Source organism: Arthrobacter sp. M71 S08 (assembly GCF_059089725.1).
On the sequence record NZ_JBNHEY010000002.1, the window covers coordinates 384,738 to 404,136 of the forward strand.

Genomic DNA, 19,399 nt, shown 5'->3' on the forward strand with positions numbered 1-19,399 from the left:
CGCACAACATGGCATTCCTCCTGTACCGACTCGGTTCCTTCGCCTATCGCCGCCGCTGGTGGGTGGTCTCCGCCTGGCTGGCCATCATGGTGGCTGTGGGCGGCTCCGCCGTCGCCTTCTCCGGCACCCTGAGCAACAACTTCACCATCCCGGGCACTGAATCCCAGCGCGTCCTCAATCAGCTCAAGGAGGAGATGCCCGAGGCCGTCGGCGGCATGGGAACCATCGTCTTCCAGAGCCCGGACGGAGAATTCACCGGCGAGCAGAAGGAGGCAGTCAGCGCGGCCCTCACCGGAATTGCCGACCTCGACGGCGTGGAAGCGGTGATCGATCCGTTCGTGACCGCCCAGCAGCTCGCCGACAGTCGTGAAGAGATCGAGAACGGCCGGGCGGAACTCCAAGCCGGAGCCCAGCGGCTGGCCGACGGCGCTGCGCAGCTCGACGCCGGCCAGGCGCAGCTTGATGAGCAGCGCGGCCAGTTCGAAGCAGGGAAGGCCTTCCTTCCAGCCCCGCAGATCGACGCGACCGTGGCACAGCTTGACGCGGCCCAGGCCGAGATCGACGCCCAGCGCGGGCAGCTCGACGACGGCCAGGCGGAGCTCGACGCCGCCCGTGTTGAGCTCGAGCGCGGCGAACGCCTCCTCGAGGCCTCTTCCGGCGTGCAGTTCGTGTCCGACGACGACACCACGGCGGTTGCCAGCGTCCAGTTCACTACAGCGGTCGACGCCGTCACGCCCGAGACCCGCGAAGCGGTCCAGGAAGCGGCAGATACCGTCACTGACGCAGGTCTGGGAGTCGAGTACAGCAAGGAGATCGTCCAGGACATCTCCGAGATCTTCGGGCCGGCCGAGGTTATCGGCCTCCTCGTCGCCGCCGTCGTGCTGATCGTCATGCTCGGAACGCTCGTGGCTGCCGGGCTGCCGCTCCTCATGGCGATTGTCGGCGTGGGTGTCGGCGTCGGGATCACCTTCGCTCTCACCGGGGTCATTCAGATGAGCTCGATTTCACCGGTTCTCGCGCTGATGCTGGGCCTCGCCGTCGGGATCGACTACTCACTGTTCATCGTCAACCGCCACCGCACCCAGTTGCTCCGTGGCATGCCGCTGCAGGAGTCCATCGCCCGTGCCACCGGTACCGCCGGAAACGCCGTCCTGTTCGCGGGCATCACGGTCATTATCGCGCTGGCTGCGCTCGCGGTCCCGGGGCTGCCGTTCCTGACGATCCTCGGCCTGTCCGCTGCCGGAACCGTCGCCGTTGCCGTGCTTGTCGCGCTGACCCTGACCCCGGCGCTGCTCGGTTTCATGGGCCGCAAGGTGATCTCCAAGCGCCGCTGGAAGACGGCTCACTCAGTGCGCGAAGTAGAAGCAGGCGCTGCGGAGGTCGACGAACATTCTCTTGATAATTCATATGCCGCCGGCCGGGGCTGGGGCGGCATCGTGACCCGCAAGCCGATCCTCACGGTGCTTGCCGGCGTCGTCACGCTCGGTGTTCTTGCGCTCCCCGCGCTCGAACTTCGTGTGGGACTGCCCGACGGCGGATCCGAGCCCGCCGATTCCACCGCCTACGAGGCGTACACCCTGGTGGGGGAGAAGTTCGGCGAGGGCACCAACGGCCCGCTGCTGGTCGTCGGTGAACTGCCGGCGATCGAGGATGAAGGCGAACGCACGGACCTTCGGCTCGACGTTGCCGACCGCCTCGCTAGAATCGACGACGTCGTGACCGCCGTCCCGGCCGGCATCAGCGACGACGGGCGGACCGCCATCTACCAGGTCATTCCAGAGGCAGGCCCCGCGAGCGAAAGCACCGAACAACTCGTCCGGGACCTGCGCGCGGAGGCCGTCAGCATCGAGGACGCTACGGGCGTGACCGTCTCCGTCACCGGGCAGACCGCCGCAAACATCGACGTGTCCGCCAAGCTCATGGAGGCCATGCCGCTGTATCTGGGCATCGTCGTCGGGCTGTCACTGATCCTGCTGCTGCTGGTGTTCCGCTCCATCCTCGTGCCGCTCATTGCCACGGCAGGGTTCCTGCTCTCGCTGATCGCAAGCTTCGGCGCCACCGTCGCGATCTACCAGTGGGGCTGGCTGGGCGACGTCTTCGGCGTGACGAACCCCGGTCCGATCCTGAGCTTCCTGCCCATCATCCTGATCGGCGTGCTCTTCGGGCTCGCAATGGACTACCAGATGTTCCTCGTCTCCGGCATGCGCGAGTCCTTCGTGCACGGCCGGCCGGCCCGGGAAGCGGTCCGGGTCGGGTTCAGCCACGGTGCGCGGGTGGTGACAGCCGCCGCGATCATCATGGTGGCGGTGTTCGCGGGCTTCGTGTTCTCGCACCTGACCATGGTCCGGCCGATCGGATTCGGTCTCGCGTTCGGCGTGCTGCTCGACGCGTTCATTGTCCGCATGACTCTCATCCCGGCGGCCATGCACCTGCTTGGCCGTTCGGCCTGGTGGCTGCCCCGGTGGCTGGACCGCATCCTCCCGGATGTCGACGTCGAAGGTGCGCGCCTGGTGGAGAAAACGGACGACGACGGCGCACGCCGGCTCCCGGCGTCGGACCCTGTCCCGACGGGACGCTGACAAATTAGGTGCGTCCATAACGCAATCACTACGATTGGTCGGTCACTTTTCCCCAGCAAGGACCCACAACCGTGAATCTTTTCCGTACCAAGTCGGTCGAACAATCGATCGCAGACTCAGGTGAGAAGGGCCGCACACTCAAGCGGTCGCTGACCACCTGGGACCTCATGATCATGGGTGTCGCCGTTGCCGTCGGCGCCGGCATCTTTTCGGTCGGCGCGCAGGCGGCTGCCTTCAACGCCGGCCCGGCCGTAACCGTCTCGTTTGTGCTGGCGGCCGTCACGTGTGCGCTGGCCATCATGTGCTATGCCGAGTTCGCCACGGCGATCCCCGTGGCAGGCAGCGCCTACGTCTTCACCTACGCCACGATGGGCGAGATGCTTGCCTGGATCATCGGCTGGAACCTGATCCTGGAGCTGCTCATGGCCGGCGCCGTCATTGCGAAATTCTGGGGCGTGTACCTCAGTGACCTGTTCGCGGTGCTCAACCTGGACGTCCCGTCCCAGATCAACCTCCTGGGGGTCACGTTGTACTGGGGGCCGCTCATCATCGTCGCGGTCTTCACCGTGATTCTGGTGCTCGGAACGAAGCTTTCCGCGCGGGTGAACAACATTTTCACCATCATCAAGATCGCCATCGTCCTGTTCGTTATTGTGGTCGGCTTCTTCTACGTCAACGGCGAGAACTACGCACCGTTTGTCCCCGCAGCGGAACCGCCGACTGAAGTGGAGGGCAGCTGGACAACGCAGCCGTTCCTCGCCTTCCTCAGTGGCGCGACTCCCGCGATGTACGGCTTCACCGGCATCATTTCCGGTGCGGCGCTGGTGTTCTTCGCGTTCATCGGATTCGACGTCGTTGCCACCTCCGCCGAGGAAGTGAAGGACCCGCAGAAGACTCTTCCGCGCGGAATCTTCGGCGGACTCGCGCTGGTGACCGTGCTCTACATCCTCGTTACCCTTGCGGTGACCGGCATGGTTTCCTACCGCGACCTTGCAGCAACCGAATCGCCGTCCCTGGCCACAGCATTCCAGCTCGTGGGCGCGGACTGGGCCGCAGGAATCATCTCGGTGGGAAGCCTCATCGGGCTGACCACGGTGATCATGGTCCTGCTCATGGGCCTGGCACGCGTGATCTTCGCGATGAGCCGCGACGGACTGATGCCGCGTGCTTTGAGCCGCACCTCGGAAAAGCGCAGCACTCCCGCACGCACGCAGATCCTCTGCGGCGTCGTTGTGGCTCTCCTGGCCGGCTTCACCGAGGTTGAGCTGCTCGCCGAGATGATCAACATCGGCACTCTGTCGGCGTTCGTCACTGTCAGCCTGGGCATCCTGATCCTGCGGAGGAAGCGCCCGGACCTCAAGCCGTCCTTCCGTGTGCCGTTCGGCAAGGTCATCCCCATCATGTCGGCGCTGCTCTGCTTCTACCTCATGCTGAATCTGGCCACCATTACCTGGGTGTTCTTCGGCATCTGGCTCGTAGCCGGTTTCGCTATCTACTTCGCCTACGGACAGCGCCATTCACGGCTGGCTACGGACGTTGCGGGCGAGCCGGAACGGGACGAAGTGCGCACCGGCGCCTAGGAACCGGTCAGCGGGGGCGGGCCATGCGCCTGTACTATGCAGCCATGGCGCGCCCCCCGAACCCGGAACGCAAGAACGAGCTCCTCGACCAGATTGTCGAGTACCTCCTCGACAAGACCTTCGCGAGCCTGAGCTTCCGCACGCTGGCCGATGGCCTCGGCATCAGCAGCTACGTGCTTGTCTACCATTTCGGCAACCGCGAGGAACTCGTCAACGAGATCGTCCGGCACATTGAAGCGCGTCACGATGCACTGAAACCGGAAAAGCCCGCGGACCTGACCCCGGACGGCTTCCGCGAGTGGATGGTGGAGGGTTGGAACTGGCTGCTGATGGAGCGGAACCGGCACCTGCAGCGCCTCGAGTTCGAGGCCGCCGTGCAGGACCCTGTGAGCCCGGCTCCACGCGACAGCGCGACGGAGAAGTTCGCGTACTGGCACTCGTTCATCACGGACTGGCTGATTGCCCAGGGCCTTCCCCGTGACCGGGCCAACCCCGCGGCTCGGGTTTTCACTTCAGGCCTGTACGGCCTCCAGTACGACTACGTCCTGAACAACGACCGGCCGGCTGTGGAGCAAGCGCTGAATGTTCTGCTTGATCAGCTGATTCAGACCCTCGACACAGTGCTGGGTGGCGAGGTCAATGCATCCAGCGGACAAAAATGAGAGGGTGAGCCGGATGGCTCACCCTCTCATTCTTGGTTCTGCTTAGAACTTGTTCGCGGCCTCAGCGTCCGAGTTCTGAGCGGCGCCTGATTCGTTGCCGAGGTTGGCGCGGAGCTTCGCGCCGAGGTCGGCATCGACATTGGTCCAGTACTGGATTGCACGCTCGCGGATGTGCGCGATGGTCACGCCGCCAACCGCTCCCGTGATGGTCTCCAGGAAACGGGCCTTCTCGGCTTCGCTGAATACCTCACGGTAGAGGGTACCGGCCTGACCGAAGTCATCGTCCTCGGCGTGGAGGCTATGCGCAGTACGCACCAGATCGCCGTCGTTCTCCCAGCCGCCGTGCGCACCGTACTGTGCCGGGTCGGCCGCGGGGCCGCCCACCGAGTTCGGAGCGTAGACCGGAGTCTGCGGGGAGTTGAAGCTGTAGCGGGCAGCGCCGTCCTTCGAGTAGTTGCGTACCTCGTTCTTCGGTGCGTTCACCGGCAACTGCGCGTGGTTGGTGCCAACGCGGTAGCGGTGGGCATCTGCGTAGGAGAAGATGCGGGCCTGCAGCATGCGGTCCGGAGAAGCCGCGATGCCCGGCACGAAGTTCGACGGCGCGAAAGTGGCCTGCTCGATCTGCGCGAAGTAGTTCTCGGGGTTGCGGTTCAGGGTCAGCTTGCCGACCGGGATCAGCGGGTAGTCAGCGTGCGGCCACACCTTGGTGAGGTCGAACGGGTTAAACCGGTAGTCCTTGGCGTCGCTGTAGGGCATGACCTGGACCTTGAGGTCCCAGCTGGGGAAATTGCCCTGCTGGATGTTCTCGTAAAGGTCGCGGATGTGGTGGTCGGCGTCCGAGCCGGCCAGTGCCTCAGCCTCGTCGGTGGTGAGGGTCTCATGGCCCTGGTTGGACTTGAAGTGGTACTTGACCCAGAACTTCTCGCCGCCCTCGTTGATCCACTGGTAGGTGTGCGAACCGTAACCGTTCATGGTGCGCCAGGAGGCGGGAAGGCCGCGGTCGCCCATCAGCCAGGTCACCTGGTGTGCAGACTCGGGGGAGAGGGTCCAGAAGTCCCACTGCATGTCTGCATCGCGCAGGTTGGAGCCGGGGAGGCGCTTCTGGGAGTGGATGAAGTCCGGGAACTTGATGCCGTCGCGGATGAAGAACACCGGGGTGTTGTTGCCCACGAGGTCGTAGTTGCCCTCGGAGGTGTAGAACTTCAGAGCGAAACCGCGGGGGTCGCGCCAGGTGTCGGGGGAGCCCTGCTCGCCTGCAACGGAGGAGAAGCGCAGCAGCGTCTCGGTCTTCGCGCCCGGCTGGAACAGCGCGGCCTTGGTGTACTTGCTCACGTCTTCGGTGGCTTCGAAGACGCCGAACGCGCCGCCGCCCTTGGCGTGCACTACGCGCTCGGGAACGCGCTCGCGGTTGAACTGAGCGAGCTTCTCGATCAGGTAGTGGTCAGTCAGCGGGATGGCGCCGTCGCGGCCCAGTGCTGAGGAATTGCTGTCGTCAACAACCGGGGCACCCGATTGGGTCGTGCTGAAGTTGGCAGTCATGGATTCTCCTTCTTTCAATGATTTGTAACTAGTTCGGGAAGTTCGAGATTCTTCTCACGGCAGTCAGTGCAGAGACCCTGGTAGACCACATCGGCGATCTGGATTGTCATCTGACTGGATCCGGGGGACCAGTGCGGCGTGAGACAGGGTGCGTGTCCGACGGCGCAGTCCACGTCCTCAATCCGGCCGCACCCCGTGCACACGGCGTGGTGGTGGTTGTCGTTGACCCTGGTTTCATAGCGCGCGGGGGAGTGCGGCGGTTCAATCCTCCGCAGCAGCCCGCTTGTGGTGAGGTCGGAGAGAACGACGTATACCGACTGCACGGTGATGTCGGCGAGATCGGCGCGGACCGCGGTGACGACGTCGTCGGCGGTTGAATGCGGCGACCGCTCGACGGCGGCAAGGACCGCCAGACGCTGCTTGGTTACCCTGCGTCCCACTGAACGCAGGGACATAGCCCAAACGTCCACGGGTGCGGTGTGCTCGGTCATGGGGAACAGTCAACCATCTATTCTGAGTAATTCATAATAAGGCGAGCCATACCGTCTACGCTGGAATAACGACGATGACAAGGAGTGCCCTGAATGGCCCATGCGCCCTGGGAAAATGTACGTGAAGAACGGGTTGCAGACTGCGCAGTTACCGTGCGCTCCGCTGGGCAAGGCGGGCAGCCTGTGGTGCTGGTCCATGGAATCGGTGTCTCTGCACGTTACTTCAAGCGCCTTGCCGCCGAGTTGGCCCAGGACAACGCTGTGTATGCGATCGAACTCCCCGGCTTCGGAGGGTCTCCCTGGCCCCACAGGCAGCTATCGGTGCCTGAGTTTGGCGAGGTCGTCCTGGCGGTTCTGCGCACTCTCGACCTCAGCGGCGTCGTTCTCGTAGGCCACTCGATGGGCTGCCAGGTGGCAACCGAGACGGCCGCCCGTGCCCCGGAACTGGTGCATAAACTCGTGCTGCTCGGTCCCACGGTGAATGATCGCGAGCGCTCGATCCGCATGCAGGCGCTCCGCCTGGCACAGGACACGCTGCGCGAGTCACCGGCAGCTAACTGGATGGTGTTCACGGACTACCTGCGCTCGTTCGTCCCCTACATGCGGACGCTTCCCGCAATGGTGAACCACAGGCTCGAGGACACACTTCCCCAGGTCTCCTGCCCTATAGTGCTTATCCGCGGCGGACTCGATCCCATCGTTCCCCTGGATTGGCTGGGACGCCTGGCCGCTGCTAACCCGAACAGCACAATCGTGGAGGTTCCGGGGGTGCCGCACATCCTGATGCATAGTCGCCCGGCAGAAACCGCCAGGGGAGTCCTCACGGGAGACCCGCATGCTGCTGCTTAGGCGCGGGTGGGCATGGATGCTTGATTATGCCTACGTTGGCTTCTGGCAGGTCCGCGGTTTCATCTTCCGGGGCGACGCCCGCCGTCAGTTATCCGGAGAGAAGGCGCCCGTTGTCCTTCTCCCCGGCATCTATGAGCCCTGGCAGTTCATGCATCCCGTGGCTTCCCATCTTCACGGCAACGGGCACCCTGTACATGCCGTGACGGCGCTGGGATACAACCGCGGAAGTGTTCCTGCAATGGCGGAACTGGTGGCCCAGTATCTTCGGGAACGTGACCTCAATGACGTTGTTCTCGTGGCCCACAGCAAAGGCGGACTGATCGGCAAATACGTCATGACCCTTCCCGATTCGGCGCCGCGCATCCGTCAGCTGGTTGCCGTGAACTCGCCGTTCTCAGGTTCGGTCTACGCCATGTTCGCCCTGCTGCCCAGCCTGCGCGCCTTTTCTCCGCGGAACCGGACGCTCAATGCGCTGCGGGCCAATCTGGGGGTGAACTCCCGCATCACGTCCATCTATGGAACGTTCGACCCGCACATCCCGGGCGGAAGTGAACTGGTGGGCGCCACGAACGTGCAACTGGATGTGATGGGACATTTCCGGATCCTGGGAAACGAGCGGCTGCTCGAAGCCGTCGATGCCGCCATCTTGACACCTTCTCCAGGCCCGGCGAGCTAGTGCTTTAGGAAGGACCGATGCGCTTGGCGATTGCGACGGCTTCAGCCGGGCTTGAGAGCCACGGCTCACCGTGTCCGGTAAGCACCTTGTCAGCTGGCAGCGCCGCAAGCCGGTCGAGTGATTCAAGCGCCTGCGGCGAGTTGGCAGTTGCCGCTCCGGAGACGATCTGGGGGCCCTTCACCCCCGTGTAGGGGTTCAGCGTGACGAAGGCATCCCCGCAGATGAGTGCCCGCCGGTCGGCGAAGTGGAGGGCGATGTGGCCGTCGGTGTGCCCCGGTACGTGCAGCACCTCCGGCGTCCCGGGCAGGCTGTTCGCGATTCCGGTTGTCAGAGGCAGGGTGTCGGTGACACCGCGGACAGTAAGCGCCCCAGCCATCTTCATCCGGCCCAGGATAGGAAGGCTCCTGGGGTTCTGCAGTGGGACCTTCAGCCGGTTCAGCTCGTGCTTGTAACGATAGGGGTGAGCGGCGATATAGGCGTCGTCGGGATGGACCAGTATGGGCAGGCGGTAGTGGCTCCGCAGCCGGGCGGCAGCGCCTAAGTGGTCGAAATGCCCGTGAGTGAGGACCAGTGCCACCACGGAGTCCTCAAATCCGAGTTCACGCAGTGCTTTCCGGATGCGCGGCCAGATGCGCGGGAGGCCTGCGTCGACGATCATGACGCGTCCGTCCTGCTCGACGAAGTAAACGTTCACGTAGGCGTGTTCGAGCCAGTGGATGCCTTCGGCGACCTCGCTGGTGAGCATGGCGATTCCCTTCCGTTATCAATCCCGCTGTGGGAGCAACCCTAGCCATAGGAGCAGTGAAAGTCAGCAGGCTGATGACCTGCTGAGGGTGCGCGAGTCGTTGCTGAAGGTAACCGCTTCGCCGGTAGACTTGCCCGGTGCCCAGACTCCTCGCCGACATCACTCCGCTGAGGGAAAGTCCGGCTTTCCGCAGGATGTATTTCGGAACCGCACTCTCCGCGATCGGCACCAACCTCACCCTCGTGGCGGTCAGTCTGCAGGTTTACGACATCACCGGCTCCAGCCTCAACGTGGGCCTGATCGGGTTGTTTGCCCTGGTGCCGCTCATCTTCGCCGGGTTGTATGGCGGCGCCGTCGCCGATGCACACGACCGCCGCAAGGTGGCACTGCTGTCCGGAGTCGGGTTGTGGGCCTCGACAATCGGCATCGCGGTGCAGGCGTGGATCGGCGCGGACAATGTCTGGCTGCATTACATTCTGATCGCCGTGCACAGTGGGTTCGCCGGTATCAACCAGCCGACGCGGACCGCCATCATTCCGAGACTGGTGCGTCCGGAACTGCTGCCGGCGGCCAACGCCCTTTCCATGATCACGTTCGGGCTCGCGTTTACGGTGGGTCCCATGCTTGCAGGACTGCTCATCGCGCAGGTGGGTTACGGCTGGACCTACACGATCGACGTCGTTACCTTCACCGCCGCGCTGTGGGCGCTGTTCCGGCTCCCGTCGATGCCGCCGGAGGGGCCGGTGCGCCGCGCCGGTCTCAGCACCGTCATCGAGGGGTTCCGCTATCTCGGCACGCGTCCGAACATCCGGATGACTTTCCTCATTGACCTCGCTGCGATGGTCATGGCGCAGCCGCGGGTGCTCCTGCCGGCAGTGGGCGCTGTGTTCATCGGGGGCGGTGAGCTGACGGTCGGGATCCTGCTGGCGGCGACCGCATTCGGTGCGGTTCTCTCCGGCCTGTTTTCCGGCCCGCTGGGGCAGGTACACCGCCAGGGCAGGGCTGTCCAGTGGGCAGTGGTCGGCTGGGGCGCATCAATCAGCGGTTTCGGACTCGTGGTCATTCTGGCCGGACGCTCTCCCGACGGCGAAATGACCCCCTGGATCATTCCCGCTGCGGGCTGCCTCCTGTTGGCCGGCGTCTCGGATTCGGTCAGCGGCGTCTTCCGGAGCACCATCCTGCAGTCAGCCACTCCGGATGCGATGCGGGGGCGGCTGCAGGGCGTGTTCATCGTCGTCGTCGCCGGCGGTCCCAGGCTGGGCGAGCTGGTCGGCGGAGGGTTCGCCGAGTGGATCGGCGAGGGGTGGACAGCCCTGTGGGGCGGGATCTTCTGCATGCTGCTCGTGCTGCTGCTGGCGCGTCTTCAGCCGCGTTTCGGCCAGTATGACTCCCGCAACCCTGAACCCTGATCCGCTACCGGCCGAGCAGCCGGTCGTTCAGGTCCTGCGCCCGCCGGTAGTAGTCGATGAGCTGCAGTTCAGAGGCGGCCTCCGGGTCAAGAACGACGACCGCCCGCGGGTGCAGCTGGAGGACCGATGCGGGGCAGAAGGCACTCAGCGGGCCCTCAATCATCGCCCGGACGGCGGAGGCCTTTCTGGCACCGAGTGCCACGAGCACAGCCTGCCTCGCTTCGCCGATTGTGCCCAGCCCCTGGGTCAGGCAAAGCTGCGGAACTTCGCCTCCGGGGAAGAACCGCGCGTTATCCTTCCGGGTGGCCCGGGCCAGCGTCTTGACCCTTGTCCGCGAGTTAAGGGACGAGGTCGGCTCATTGAATCCGATGTGGCCGTTCGCGCCGATGCCGAGGATCTGGACATCGACACCTCCGGCATCGCGGATGGCCGCGTCGTACCGGGCGGCTTCAGCGCGCAGGTCTTCGGCATCCCCATGCGGAGTGAGCAACTGAGGGAGCGGAAGGTCCACGTGGTCGACGAATTCCCGCCGGATGGTGGAGTGGTACGACTGCTCATGGTTCAGGGGCAGTCCCGCGTACTCATCGAGAGTGAACGCCGTGGTGTCCCGGAAGCTCAGCTGTTCTTCGCGGTGGCGCCGGATGAGTTCCCGGTAGGTTCCTGCGGGTGAGCTGCCGGTTGCCAGTCCCAGCACCGCCGGTCCGCGCCGCACACGCGCTTCGATGATGTCCGCGGCTCGCGAGCCAACCTGCTCCGGTGAGTCACAGATGATGACCTGCACAATTACGTCCTTCCACTTGTTGGCTGCTTCAGCAGGGTGCCGGCGCGGTACACCTGCAGAACCTCGAGCTCGTTCGAGGCGACCAGCACGTCTGCCCTGCGTCCCGGCGCGAGGATCCCGACGTCGTCGTATCCGATCAGGCGCGCTGGAGTGGAGGACGCGGCGGCGACTGCGTCGACGAGGGGGATGCCCCAGTCATGGCACCGGCGGACGTTCTCCAGTAGCCTGCTGGTGCCTCCGGCGATCGCGCCCTGGTGCCCCTCAGGGGAAGCGAGCCGCGCCGTGCCGTTGCGCACCTCGACGTCCAGTGCACCGAGAGTGTAGTGTCCGTCCGTCATTCCGGCAGCGGCCATGGCGTCCGTGATCAGCGCGATGCCGTCCGGGCCGACCAGCCCGAAGACCATCCGGACAGTGTCCGGGTCCAGGTGGGCGCCGTCGGCGATGAGTTCGAGGACCATGGATTCCGGCGCACGCCGGGCGGTCTCCAACAGCACGGCAATGGGCCCCGGGTTGCGATGATCGAGCGGTGGCATCCGGTTGAAGAGATGGGTAGCCGACCACGGTCCCTCCGGACTGGAATCCAGGGCCGTACGCACCCCGGTGGATGTCGCAGCCGTGTGCCCGATCGACGGCACGACGCCGTGTTCCCGGCATAACGCGACGAGTTCGTCGAAGTGAGCGGTCTCGGGGGCAAGCGTGATGGACCGGATGGTCCCGCGCCCAGCCTGCAGCCAGGAGCGGAGCAGAGCCGGGTTGCCGTCGATGATCGCTGCCGGGTTCTGTGCCCCGCACATGTCGACGGCGATGAACGGACCCTCCAGATGCAGGCCGACCAGCGTGCCGTCGTCGACGAGGTCGCGCAGCGCCTCGATCTGTCCGAGCAGCTCGTCGTCCGGTGCGGAGACCAGGGAGGCAAGCAGCGACGTCGTTCCGTTGGCCGCATGGTGGGCGGCAACCGTGCGCGCTGCCTCCTGGTCGGCGGAGAAGGTGTGCCCTGCCCCGCCGTGGCAGTGAAGGTCCACCAGCCCCGGCAGAATCACCGGGACCCGGTCGACGAGTTCCGGGCTGCCGGGTGGAAGGGCCGACGCCGGACCGCACCATTCGATGCGGTCCCCGGCGAGCCAGACGGCGCCGTCGTCAATTTCTTCCGCGGCCGGCCGGCCGGTCACCAGCCGGCCGCGGAGTACCCGGTCCTGGCCGGGATTGAGGTCAGCTGGCATCCGGGCGGGCCATCGACGGTGCGTCGGTTGTCTCGTCCTCGCGGCCCATGGTGCGCAGGTTCCACTTGCGGATCACGAACCGGAAGAGCACGTAGTAGACCGCCGCGAAAACGAGTCCGATCGGGATGAGCAGCAGCGGGTTGGTCGCGATACCGAAGTTCAGCAGGTAGTCAATGGCGCCAGCGGAGAACCCGAACCCGTGATGGATATCGAGCAGGTTGACCGTCATCATCGAGACGCCGGTGAGCACGGCGTGGATGATGTACAGCGGCCAGGCGACGAACATGAAGGAGAACTCGATCGGCTCGGTGATGCCGGTCAGGAAGGCCGTGAGGCCGGTGGAGAGCATGATGCCGCCCACGAGCTTCCGCTGGGAGGGGCGCGCTTCCTGCCAGATGGCGAGCGCTGCGGCGGGCAGGGCGAACATCATGATCGGGAAGAAACCGGTCATGAAGACGCCGGCCTCGGGGTCGCCGGCAAAGAACCGGTTCAAGTCACCCTGGGCACCCTCGTAGTCACCGATGACGAACCAGACGATGGAGTTCAGGATGTGATGGAGGCCAAGCGGGATGAGCATCCGGTTGAGGAAACCGTAGATGCCGCTGCCCACCACCGTGTTCTCAGCGACCGTGTTGCCGACGGCAGTCAGCCCGCGGTCGAACAGTGGGTAGATCAGCGCCATCACCACACCGATAGCGATCGCCGCGAAGGCCGTGATGATCGGGACCAGGCGACGGCCGGCAAAGAAGCCCAGCCAGTCGGGCAGCTTCGTGCGGTGGAAGCGCTGCCATAGCCACGCCGTCGTAAGCCCCATGACAATGCCGGCCAGTACGCCGTAATTGATGACGGGATCTTCCCCGCCTTCCGGCGCCTCACCCAACACGAGCGGCGCCATGACTTCGAAGACATTCGTCAGGACGAGATAACCGACGACGGCGGCCAGCGCCGTTGATCCGTCGCCCTTCCGGGCGAAACCGAACGAGATGCCCACCGCGAAGAGCAGGGGAAGGTTCTCGAACAGCGCACCACCTGCTGCACCGATCACCTGCGCTGCGGTGGAGAGGCCTTCAAACCGGCCAAGGAGGTCGTCCTGCCCGAGGCGAAGCAGGAGTGCTGCCGCCGGGAGTGCTGCAATGGGCAGCATGAGGCTGCGTCCGAAGCGCTGCAGGTTCTGCAGCGTCTTCCCGCTGCCCTTCGTCTTGTCCGGGGTCTGCCCGGGTACCTGGTCCGGCGTATTCGTTCCGGCGCCGTTCTCAGCGGGTGCCTTGCGGGCGCCCTTGCCCGGCTCGGATGAGGTGCTTTCGGTGGACATGTGATCCTCGATTCGGTGACGGAGTGGGCGATGCTGCGCGTCTTGTGCGTTGTTGGTGAAGTTAGTAGAGTTCATCTCACTGGTTATAACCAGTGACAGACATCACTGTGATATGCGGTGGCCCCGGTTGTCAACCTCGGGTTGAAACTTCGGGGCCGAAGCTGTTCACGCAACAGAGAGAAGGTGGAGATATGTCCAAGGCGGAAGACATCCTGGCTGCGCTCGGCGGGGCCGACAATGTGGAGGACATCGAAGGATGCATTACACGGCTTCGGACCGAGGTGGTTGACTCTTCCCGCATCGATGAGGCAGCTCTGAAGGCAGCGGGTGCCCATGGTGTCATGGTCGCTGGAACCGTTGTCCAGGTGGTTGTCGGCCCCGAAGCGGACGCCCTTGCCGATGACATTCAGGACCTCATGTGAGCTCTGGAACGGAGGAGGGCGGGCAGACCACGCTGGTCGTCGCGTCCCCGCTTCCCGGCGTCGTGTTGCGGATGAGCGAGGTGCCGGACCCGGTTTTTGCCCAGTCGCTCGTAGGTGACGGCGCGGCGGTCCTGCCCGACGACGACGCCGGTGTCCTCACCGCTGTCGCTCCCGTTGACGGGCGGGTCATCAAGGTGATGCCACACGCTTACATCGTTCAACACCCTTCCGGGACGGCCGTGCTGGTGCACGTCGGCATCGATACCGTCCACCTGAAGGGGGAGGGCTTCACGGTGCGGGCAGCCAAAGGCGACGAGGTCAAGACCGGCGACCCGATGGTTGACGTCGATGTGGCGCTGCTGCGTGGGCGTGGGCTGAGCCCGTGCTGCCCCGTCGTCGTGCTTGATTCGAAGGTGGGCACGGTTTCGGTGGGCGACCCCGGTGCGCGTGTTGGAGCGGGCCAACCGCTGTTCAGTCTGCCGCTTCCGTGAGCGCACGGGAGGCCGGGGAAGCATCGGGTGAACTCAAGCACCTGCGCCTGCGGCGGCAACTCCAGGACTTGGCGCGGGAACTCAAACCCGGCGAGGCGCTGCCCGGCGAACGCCAGCTGGAGGAGATGTTCGAGGTCTCGCGGATCACCGTCCGCAGGGCTATCTCCGACCTCGTCCGGGATGGCGAGCTGGTCCGGGAGAAGGGTAAGGGGACGTTCGTCTCCCACGGCATGGTGCGCTCGGTGCTGCACCTGGCGTCCTTCAACGAGGACATGCGCGCAGCGGGGTTCGCGCCCAGCACCCGCGTCATTACAGCTGATCTCGAGGATCCGCCTGAAGCTGCTTCAACCCACCTGCAGTTGCCGCCTCATGAGCCTGCGTACCGGCTGCGACGGCTGCGGCTCGCCAACGATGCCCCTGTCAGCGTGGACGAATCATGGCTGCCTCCCGCGTTGCTGCCTGAGCTGCTCTCCGAAGACCTGACGGGTTCCCTGTACCGGGTTCTGTCGGTATCCGGTCACCCCGTGCGGCGGGTGGAGCAAACGGTCCAGGCCAGCGCGGCATCAGCGGAAATCGCGGCGTTGCTCGACATTGCTCCCGGCGCGCCGGTGCTGCTGTTCCATCGCCGCTCCTACGCAGGACCGGAAGAATCCGGAACGCCGATCGAGTACTCCATCTCCACCTACCGGTCCGACCGATACCAGATCTCGATGACTCTCGCCCAGTAACGGCTGATGGGACGGTTACACCGATCACATACCGCGACATACTGGGGTCATGGACAAGCTCACCAGCACGCAGATTCTCGAAGCAGGGCTCGACGACTGGCGCCAGCTCGCGCAGGGCATCCACGCCCGGTTCCGCACCCGCAGCTTCACCGCGGGCCTGCGGTTCGTCACAGCCATCTCCGAAGCCGCTGAAGCGGCGAACCACCACCCGGACGTCACCCTTACCTACCCTTACGTCGACCTGAAACTGATCAGTCACGACGTCGGCGCGCTGACAAACCGCGATGTGAACCTCGCCCGGACCATCAGCTCCATTGCGAGTGACCAGGGCCTGAAGCCGCAACCGGAGGCGCTCGCCGAGGTGGAACTGGCTCTCGATACCGCCGCGCTCGCCGCCGCCGGACCGTTCTGGGCAGCGCTGCTCACCGGCGACGCCGACAACGTGAACGGCGACGACGTCGTCGACCCGGCTGGCCGCGTTCCCCTGCTCTGGTTTCAGGACACCGACGCGCATGAGACCCCGCGCCAGCGGTTCCACCTCGATGTCTGGGTGCCACATGACACGGCCGAGGCTCGTATCGCCGCAGCTGTCGCGGCCGGAGGCACCGTCGTCGACGATTCACAGGCACCGTCCTTCACGGTGCTGGCCGACGGCGAGGGCAACCGCGCGTGTGTGTGCACGGTCGTCGAACGCTGACAGGCTGTGGAACAGCTGGCATTACACAGCCGTTGTACCGGTAGGTAACCCAACAAGGAGAACAGGTGCACAACCACTTCAACGGGGCCAAGACGGCCCTGCTCTTCGGATCCCTGATGGGGATCTTTCTGCTCTTCGGCGCCGTGATTGCGTCGGCGACGCGCAGCTCGGCGTTCCTGTGGATCTTCGCGCTGATCGGTGTCGGGTCGATCGCATATAGCTACTGGAACAGCGACAAGCTTGCCATCCGCAGCATGAGAGCCGTTCCGGTTACGGAGCAGCAGGCGCCGGCGATGTACCGCATCGTGCGTGAGCTCAGCACGAAGGCAGGCAAGCCGATGCCCCGCCTGTACGTCTCGCCGACCATGGCGCCGAATGCCTTCGCCACCGGCCGGAACCCGGAGAACGCGGCGGTCTGCTGCACCCAGGGCATCCTGCAGATCCTCAACGAGCGCGAACTGCGCGGCGTACTCGGGCATGAACTCATGCACGTCTACAACCGCGACATTCTGACCGGATCGGTTGCAGCCGCTGTCGCCGGCGTGATCACCTCCGTGGCGCAGATGTTTGCTTTCACCGGCATGATGGGCGGACACCGCGGCCAGGGCGGGAACCCCATCGCGGCGTTGCTGCTCGCGTTCCTCGCCCCGCTCGCGGCAGGTCTCATCCAGATGGCGATCGGCCGTACCCGCGAATACGACGCCGACGAGGACGGCGCCCGCCTCACCGGTGACCCCCTGGCCCTCGCGTCCGCGCTGCGGAAGCTGGAGCGCGGAACCCAACAGGCGCCGCTGCCCCAGAGTCAGCAGCTGGTCAATACGTCACACCTTATGATCGCCAACCCGTTCCGCGGCGGCGGGGTACAGAAGATGTTCGCCTCACACCCGCCGATGGAGCAGCGCATCTCCCGTCTTGAAGGTATGGCGGGCCGGGCCCTCCAGTAGCCCCGGCACTGAGCCCAGTACGACGACGACGGCGACGCCCCCTCACAAGGGAGCGTCGCCGTCGTCGTTTGGTTGGCTGGTCCGCCTAGCGGAAGTTCACGAACTGGAGGTCTGCCTCGTCGAAGTTCTTGAGCAGAGCCATGGTGGCCTGCAGATCATCGCGGGACTTGGAGCTGACGCGAAGCTCATCGCCCTGGATCTGGGACTTGACGCCCTTGGGCGCCTCGTCGCGGATGAGCTTGTTGATCTTCTTCGCGACGTCCTGGGCGATGCCCTCCTTGATGGAGGTTTCGAGCCGGAATTCCTTGCCCGAGGGGTACGGTTCACCGGTGTCGAGGGACTTCAAGGAGATGCCGCGCTTGATCATCTTGGACTGCAGGACGTCCAGCACAGCGAGGACGCGCTCTTCAGAGTTGGCCTTCATGAGGATCTTCTCGCCGCTGAAATCCACCTCTGCGCCGACGCCCTTGAAGTCGTAGCGCTGGGCGAGTTCCTTCTGTGCCTGGTTCAGCGCGTTGGCGACTTCCTGCTTGTCTACCTTGCTCACAACGTCGAATGTGGATTCGCTGGCCACCGTTGCCTCCTTCTGGGTTTGGTTTTTTCCTGCTTCTACCCTAATTCACGCCGTCGAAACGGGCGGCTCTGATCCAGGGCTGAACCGGCGGCGGGCGGCTTCCGGGCGCTGAAATTCCAGTGTCCGACGCCCGATTCGATTATGGGCGGGATGTTCTGTAAAGTTGTTTTGCCTGCGGACGGCGATCCGCAGGTGGTCTTCATCGAAGACGTTCGGCAGATTACCCGAGCGGCCAAAGGGGGCTGACTGTAAATCAGCTGGCACAGCCTACGGGGGTTCGAATCCCTCATCTGCCACTCGCCACGAAGGCCCGTACTACCCGAGAAACACAGGGGAGTGCGGGCCTTTCGCTTTGTCCAGTCAGGGCAGTGCCCACGAATTGTCCACAGTCGCACTGATGAACGCGTTGAGGATTGAACTAGCCGGGGTAGTTCCACTCCCACCCACTGCCGGTCCAGTAGTCCTCAAAGATTAGGATTCCCGAGGGCGTTTCCACGTCGAGCAGGACTATGCCCTTTACGTTTTCACCTGGACCAATCGAGCTGGGAAGTAGTACGGAATCGTCGAGGCAGAACAACGTAGCGCTGGTATCCGCGCTCGCGTTCGAAGATGTGCCATTCGGGGCGATCGTGCGGAACATATGGGAAGCCATATCGAAGCTCGTCAGTATCGAGTCGGGTTCCGCCATCGCCGGAGAAGTCTGCACCGACACGTCAACGGCCAGGAAGACGCCGTTCTGCGCCGGCTCAACGTAATCCTCGGTGCATATGACGTCCGGCGTAATGCTGTGAACGACGAACGTCGCTAAGGGCTCACCATCCTCACCCAGAATGGCAGCAGCTTCACCAATGTCTTTGACTAGATTCCCCCGCACCGAGGTTTCAACCTGGGGCGCTTCGGTCGTGCGCTCCTCAGTAGGTTCCGCAGTCACCTCCTCGGTAGCTTCCGCGGTCACCTCCTCTGTCGGTTCGTCGGAAGGTTCCGCGGTCGTTGGCTCGGGTTCCGGGGTGGTTTCGGCCGCGGGAGGGACGCTCGGAGCCGCCGCGTCGTCGTCACCATCTGCACCTCCACAACCAGTCAAGAGAAGCGCGAGTATCGCAGCGGAGAATGCGTGCTTATTGTTCATCGTTTCCCCCTCGAAAGATGTCTATCTTGCAAGTATGGAGTCTCCGGATTAGGCGCGGAAGAGAAGGCGGGGCAGCACCGAGATGCGAGGAGTATGTGAAGTTGTACCAAGCGGCCTCGCGCGGAGCGAACAGGACAAGACATCCGCGTCGATTCTCGTTAGCGTGAAGATATGGCAACTATTGACATCACCGAGGCAACCTTCCCCGAGACGATCGAAACGAACGACATTGTCTTCGTTGATTTCTGGGCCGAATGGTGTGGCCCGTGCAAGCAGTTTGCTCCCGTGTACGACGCCGTGTCCCAGCAGCACGACGACGTCACCTTCGCGAAGGTGGACACCGAAGCCGAGCAGTCGCTCGCCGCGGCAGCAGGCATCACTTCGATCCCCACGCTCATGGCGTTCCGCGAGAAGGTCCTGGTGTTCTCGCAGCCGGGCGCGCTGAACAACAACCAGTTCAGCGAGCTGGTCGAAGCCGTCAAGGCGCTGGACATGAAGGAAGTCCATGCGCAGGTCGCGGAGCAGCAGGCGAAAGCCAAGGCTGAGGCTGACGGCGCTCAGCCCCAGGCATAAC

The 19,399-nt window shown here is 64.4% G+C and carries 20 protein-coding genes and 1 tRNA gene; 13 read left to right on the forward strand and 8 right to left on the reverse strand.

Going from position 1 to position 19,399, the window contains the following annotated elements; all coding sequences use genetic code 11:
• Positions 1-8 precede the first annotated feature (8 nt).
• The 3 genes from AC5RTB_RS05670 to AC5RTB_RS05680 all read left to right on the forward strand — a co-directional run bounded on the left by AC5RTB_RS05670 (position 9) and on the right by AC5RTB_RS05680 (position 4,821).
• Complete coding sequence (locus AC5RTB_RS05670) at positions 9-2,579, forward strand: MMPL family transporter (RefSeq protein WP_494060106.1); 2,571 nt, start codon at positions 9-11, stop codon at positions 2,577-2,579.
• 71 nt (positions 2,580-2,650) lie between these two features.
• Entirely contained in the window at positions 2,651-4,159 is a 1,509-nt protein-coding gene (locus tag AC5RTB_RS05675) for an amino acid permease (RefSeq protein ID WP_494060107.1), read from the forward strand.
• Between the two features lie 44 nt (positions 4,160-4,203).
• Positions 4,204-4,821: a TetR/AcrR family transcriptional regulator gene (locus AC5RTB_RS05680; RefSeq protein WP_494060108.1), complete on the forward strand. Its 618-nt coding sequence runs from the start codon at positions 4,204-4,206 to the stop codon at positions 4,819-4,821.
• A gap of 42 nt (positions 4,822-4,863) precedes the next feature.
• On the opposite strand, the gene AC5RTB_RS05685 is transcribed toward AC5RTB_RS05680, so the two are convergent.
• Together AC5RTB_RS05685 and AC5RTB_RS05690 are read right to left on the reverse strand one after the other, a co-directional pair.
• Entirely contained in the window at positions 4,864-6,360 is a 1,497-nt protein-coding gene (locus AC5RTB_RS05685) for a catalase (RefSeq protein WP_494060109.1), read from the reverse strand.
• A 14-nt stretch (positions 6,361-6,374) separates the two neighbouring features.
• Positions 6,375-6,851: a Fur family transcriptional regulator gene (locus tag AC5RTB_RS05690; RefSeq protein ID WP_494060110.1), complete on the reverse strand. Its 477-nt coding sequence runs from the start codon at positions 6,849-6,851 to the stop codon at positions 6,375-6,377.
• A gap of 93 nt (positions 6,852-6,944) precedes the next feature.
• Between AC5RTB_RS05690 and AC5RTB_RS05695 the strand changes: the two genes are divergently transcribed.
• Both AC5RTB_RS05695 and AC5RTB_RS05700 read left to right on the forward strand, forming a co-directional pair.
• Complete coding sequence (locus AC5RTB_RS05695) at positions 6,945-7,700, forward strand: alpha/beta fold hydrolase (RefSeq protein WP_494060111.1); 756 nt, start codon at positions 6,945-6,947, stop codon at positions 7,698-7,700.
• Positions 7,687-8,376, forward strand: coding sequence for an esterase/lipase family protein (locus AC5RTB_RS05700; RefSeq protein ID WP_494060112.1), 690 nt, complete (start codon positions 7,687-7,689; stop codon positions 8,374-8,376). Before AC5RTB_RS05695 ends, AC5RTB_RS05700 begins: the two co-directional genes overlap by 14 nt.
• A 4-nt stretch (positions 8,377-8,380) precedes the next feature.
• Here AC5RTB_RS05700 and AC5RTB_RS05705 read toward each other — a convergent pair whose 3' ends face one another.
• A complete protein-coding gene (locus tag AC5RTB_RS05705) occupies positions 8,381-9,121 on the reverse strand; it encodes an MBL fold metallo-hydrolase (protein ID WP_494060113.1) in 741 nt (246 codons plus the stop codon).
• A gap of 137 nt (positions 9,122-9,258) precedes the next feature.
• On the opposite strand from AC5RTB_RS05705, the gene AC5RTB_RS05710 reads away from it, so the two are divergent.
• Entirely contained in the window at positions 9,259-10,530 is a 1,272-nt protein-coding gene (locus AC5RTB_RS05710; protein WP_494060114.1) for an MFS transporter, read from the forward strand.
• Positions 10,531-10,534: 4 nt separating this feature from the next.
• Here the strand turns inward: AC5RTB_RS05710 and nagB are convergent, their stop codons facing one another.
• Genes nagB through AC5RTB_RS05725 form a run of 3 tightly spaced genes read right to left on the reverse strand, consistent with a single transcriptional unit; the run spans position 10,535 to position 13,843 of the window.
• Positions 10,535-11,311, reverse strand: a complete 777-nt coding sequence (nagB, locus tag AC5RTB_RS05715; protein WP_494060115.1) for a glucosamine-6-phosphate deaminase — start codon at positions 11,309-11,311, stop codon at positions 10,535-10,537.
• A gap of 2 nt (positions 11,312-11,313) precedes the next feature.
• Positions 11,314-12,531: an N-acetylglucosamine-6-phosphate deacetylase gene (nagA, locus tag AC5RTB_RS05720; protein WP_494060116.1), complete on the reverse strand. Its 1,218-nt coding sequence runs from the start codon at positions 12,529-12,531 to the stop codon at positions 11,314-11,316.
• Positions 12,521-13,843 carry a PTS transporter subunit EIIC gene (locus AC5RTB_RS05725; RefSeq protein WP_494060117.1) on the reverse strand — a complete coding sequence of 441 codons (1,323 nt, stop codon included), beginning with the start codon at positions 13,841-13,843 and terminating at the stop codon, positions 12,521-12,523. The genes nagA and AC5RTB_RS05725 overlap by 11 nt, the downstream gene beginning before the upstream one ends.
• 191 nt (positions 13,844-14,034) lie before the next feature.
• On the opposite strand from AC5RTB_RS05725, the gene AC5RTB_RS05730 reads away from it, so the two are divergent.
• From AC5RTB_RS05730 to htpX, 5 genes are all read left to right on the forward strand, one after another.
• Positions 14,035-14,265, forward strand: coding sequence for a PTS sugar transporter subunit IIB (locus AC5RTB_RS05730; protein ID WP_494060118.1), 231 nt, complete (start codon positions 14,035-14,037; stop codon positions 14,263-14,265).
• Complete coding sequence (locus AC5RTB_RS05735; protein WP_494060119.1) at positions 14,262-14,756, forward strand: PTS sugar transporter subunit IIA; 495 nt, start codon at positions 14,262-14,264, stop codon at positions 14,754-14,756. Before AC5RTB_RS05730 ends, AC5RTB_RS05735 begins: the two co-directional genes overlap by 4 nt.
• Positions 14,753-15,484, forward strand: coding sequence for a GntR family transcriptional regulator (locus AC5RTB_RS05740; protein ID WP_494060120.1), 732 nt, complete (start codon positions 14,753-14,755; stop codon positions 15,482-15,484). The genes AC5RTB_RS05735 and AC5RTB_RS05740 overlap by 4 nt, the downstream gene beginning before the upstream one ends.
• Positions 15,485-15,533: 49 nt before the next feature.
• Positions 15,534-16,181, forward strand: coding sequence for a 4a-hydroxytetrahydrobiopterin dehydratase (locus AC5RTB_RS05745; RefSeq protein ID WP_494060121.1), 648 nt, complete (start codon positions 15,534-15,536; stop codon positions 16,179-16,181).
• A gap of 65 nt (positions 16,182-16,246) precedes the next feature.
• Positions 16,247-17,125 (forward strand): zinc metalloprotease HtpX, encoded by an 879-nt coding sequence (gene htpX / locus AC5RTB_RS05750; protein WP_494060122.1) that lies wholly within the window; start codon positions 16,247-16,249, stop codon positions 17,123-17,125.
• Positions 17,126-17,210: 85 nt separating this feature from the next.
• On the opposite strand, the gene AC5RTB_RS05755 is transcribed toward htpX, so the two are convergent.
• A complete protein-coding gene (locus AC5RTB_RS05755; RefSeq protein ID WP_309071229.1) occupies positions 17,211-17,699 on the reverse strand; it encodes a YajQ family cyclic di-GMP-binding protein in 489 nt (162 codons plus the stop codon).
• Positions 17,700-17,913: 214 nt separating this feature from the next.
• On the opposite strand from AC5RTB_RS05755, the gene AC5RTB_RS05760 reads away from it, so the two are divergent.
• A tRNA-Tyr gene (locus tag AC5RTB_RS05760) sits at positions 17,914-17,995 on the forward strand.
• Between the two features lie 122 nt (positions 17,996-18,117).
• Here AC5RTB_RS05760 and AC5RTB_RS05765 read toward each other — a convergent pair.
• Complete coding sequence (locus AC5RTB_RS05765; RefSeq protein ID WP_494060123.1) at positions 18,118-18,825, reverse strand: hypothetical protein; 708 nt, start codon at positions 18,823-18,825, stop codon at positions 18,118-18,120.
• Between the two features lie 171 nt (positions 18,826-18,996).
• Between AC5RTB_RS05765 and trxA the strand changes: the two genes are divergently transcribed.
• Positions 18,997-19,398: a thioredoxin gene (trxA, locus tag AC5RTB_RS05770; protein WP_494060124.1), complete on the forward strand. Its 402-nt coding sequence runs from the start codon at positions 18,997-18,999 to the stop codon at positions 19,396-19,398.
• Position 19,399 lies beyond the last annotated feature (1 nt).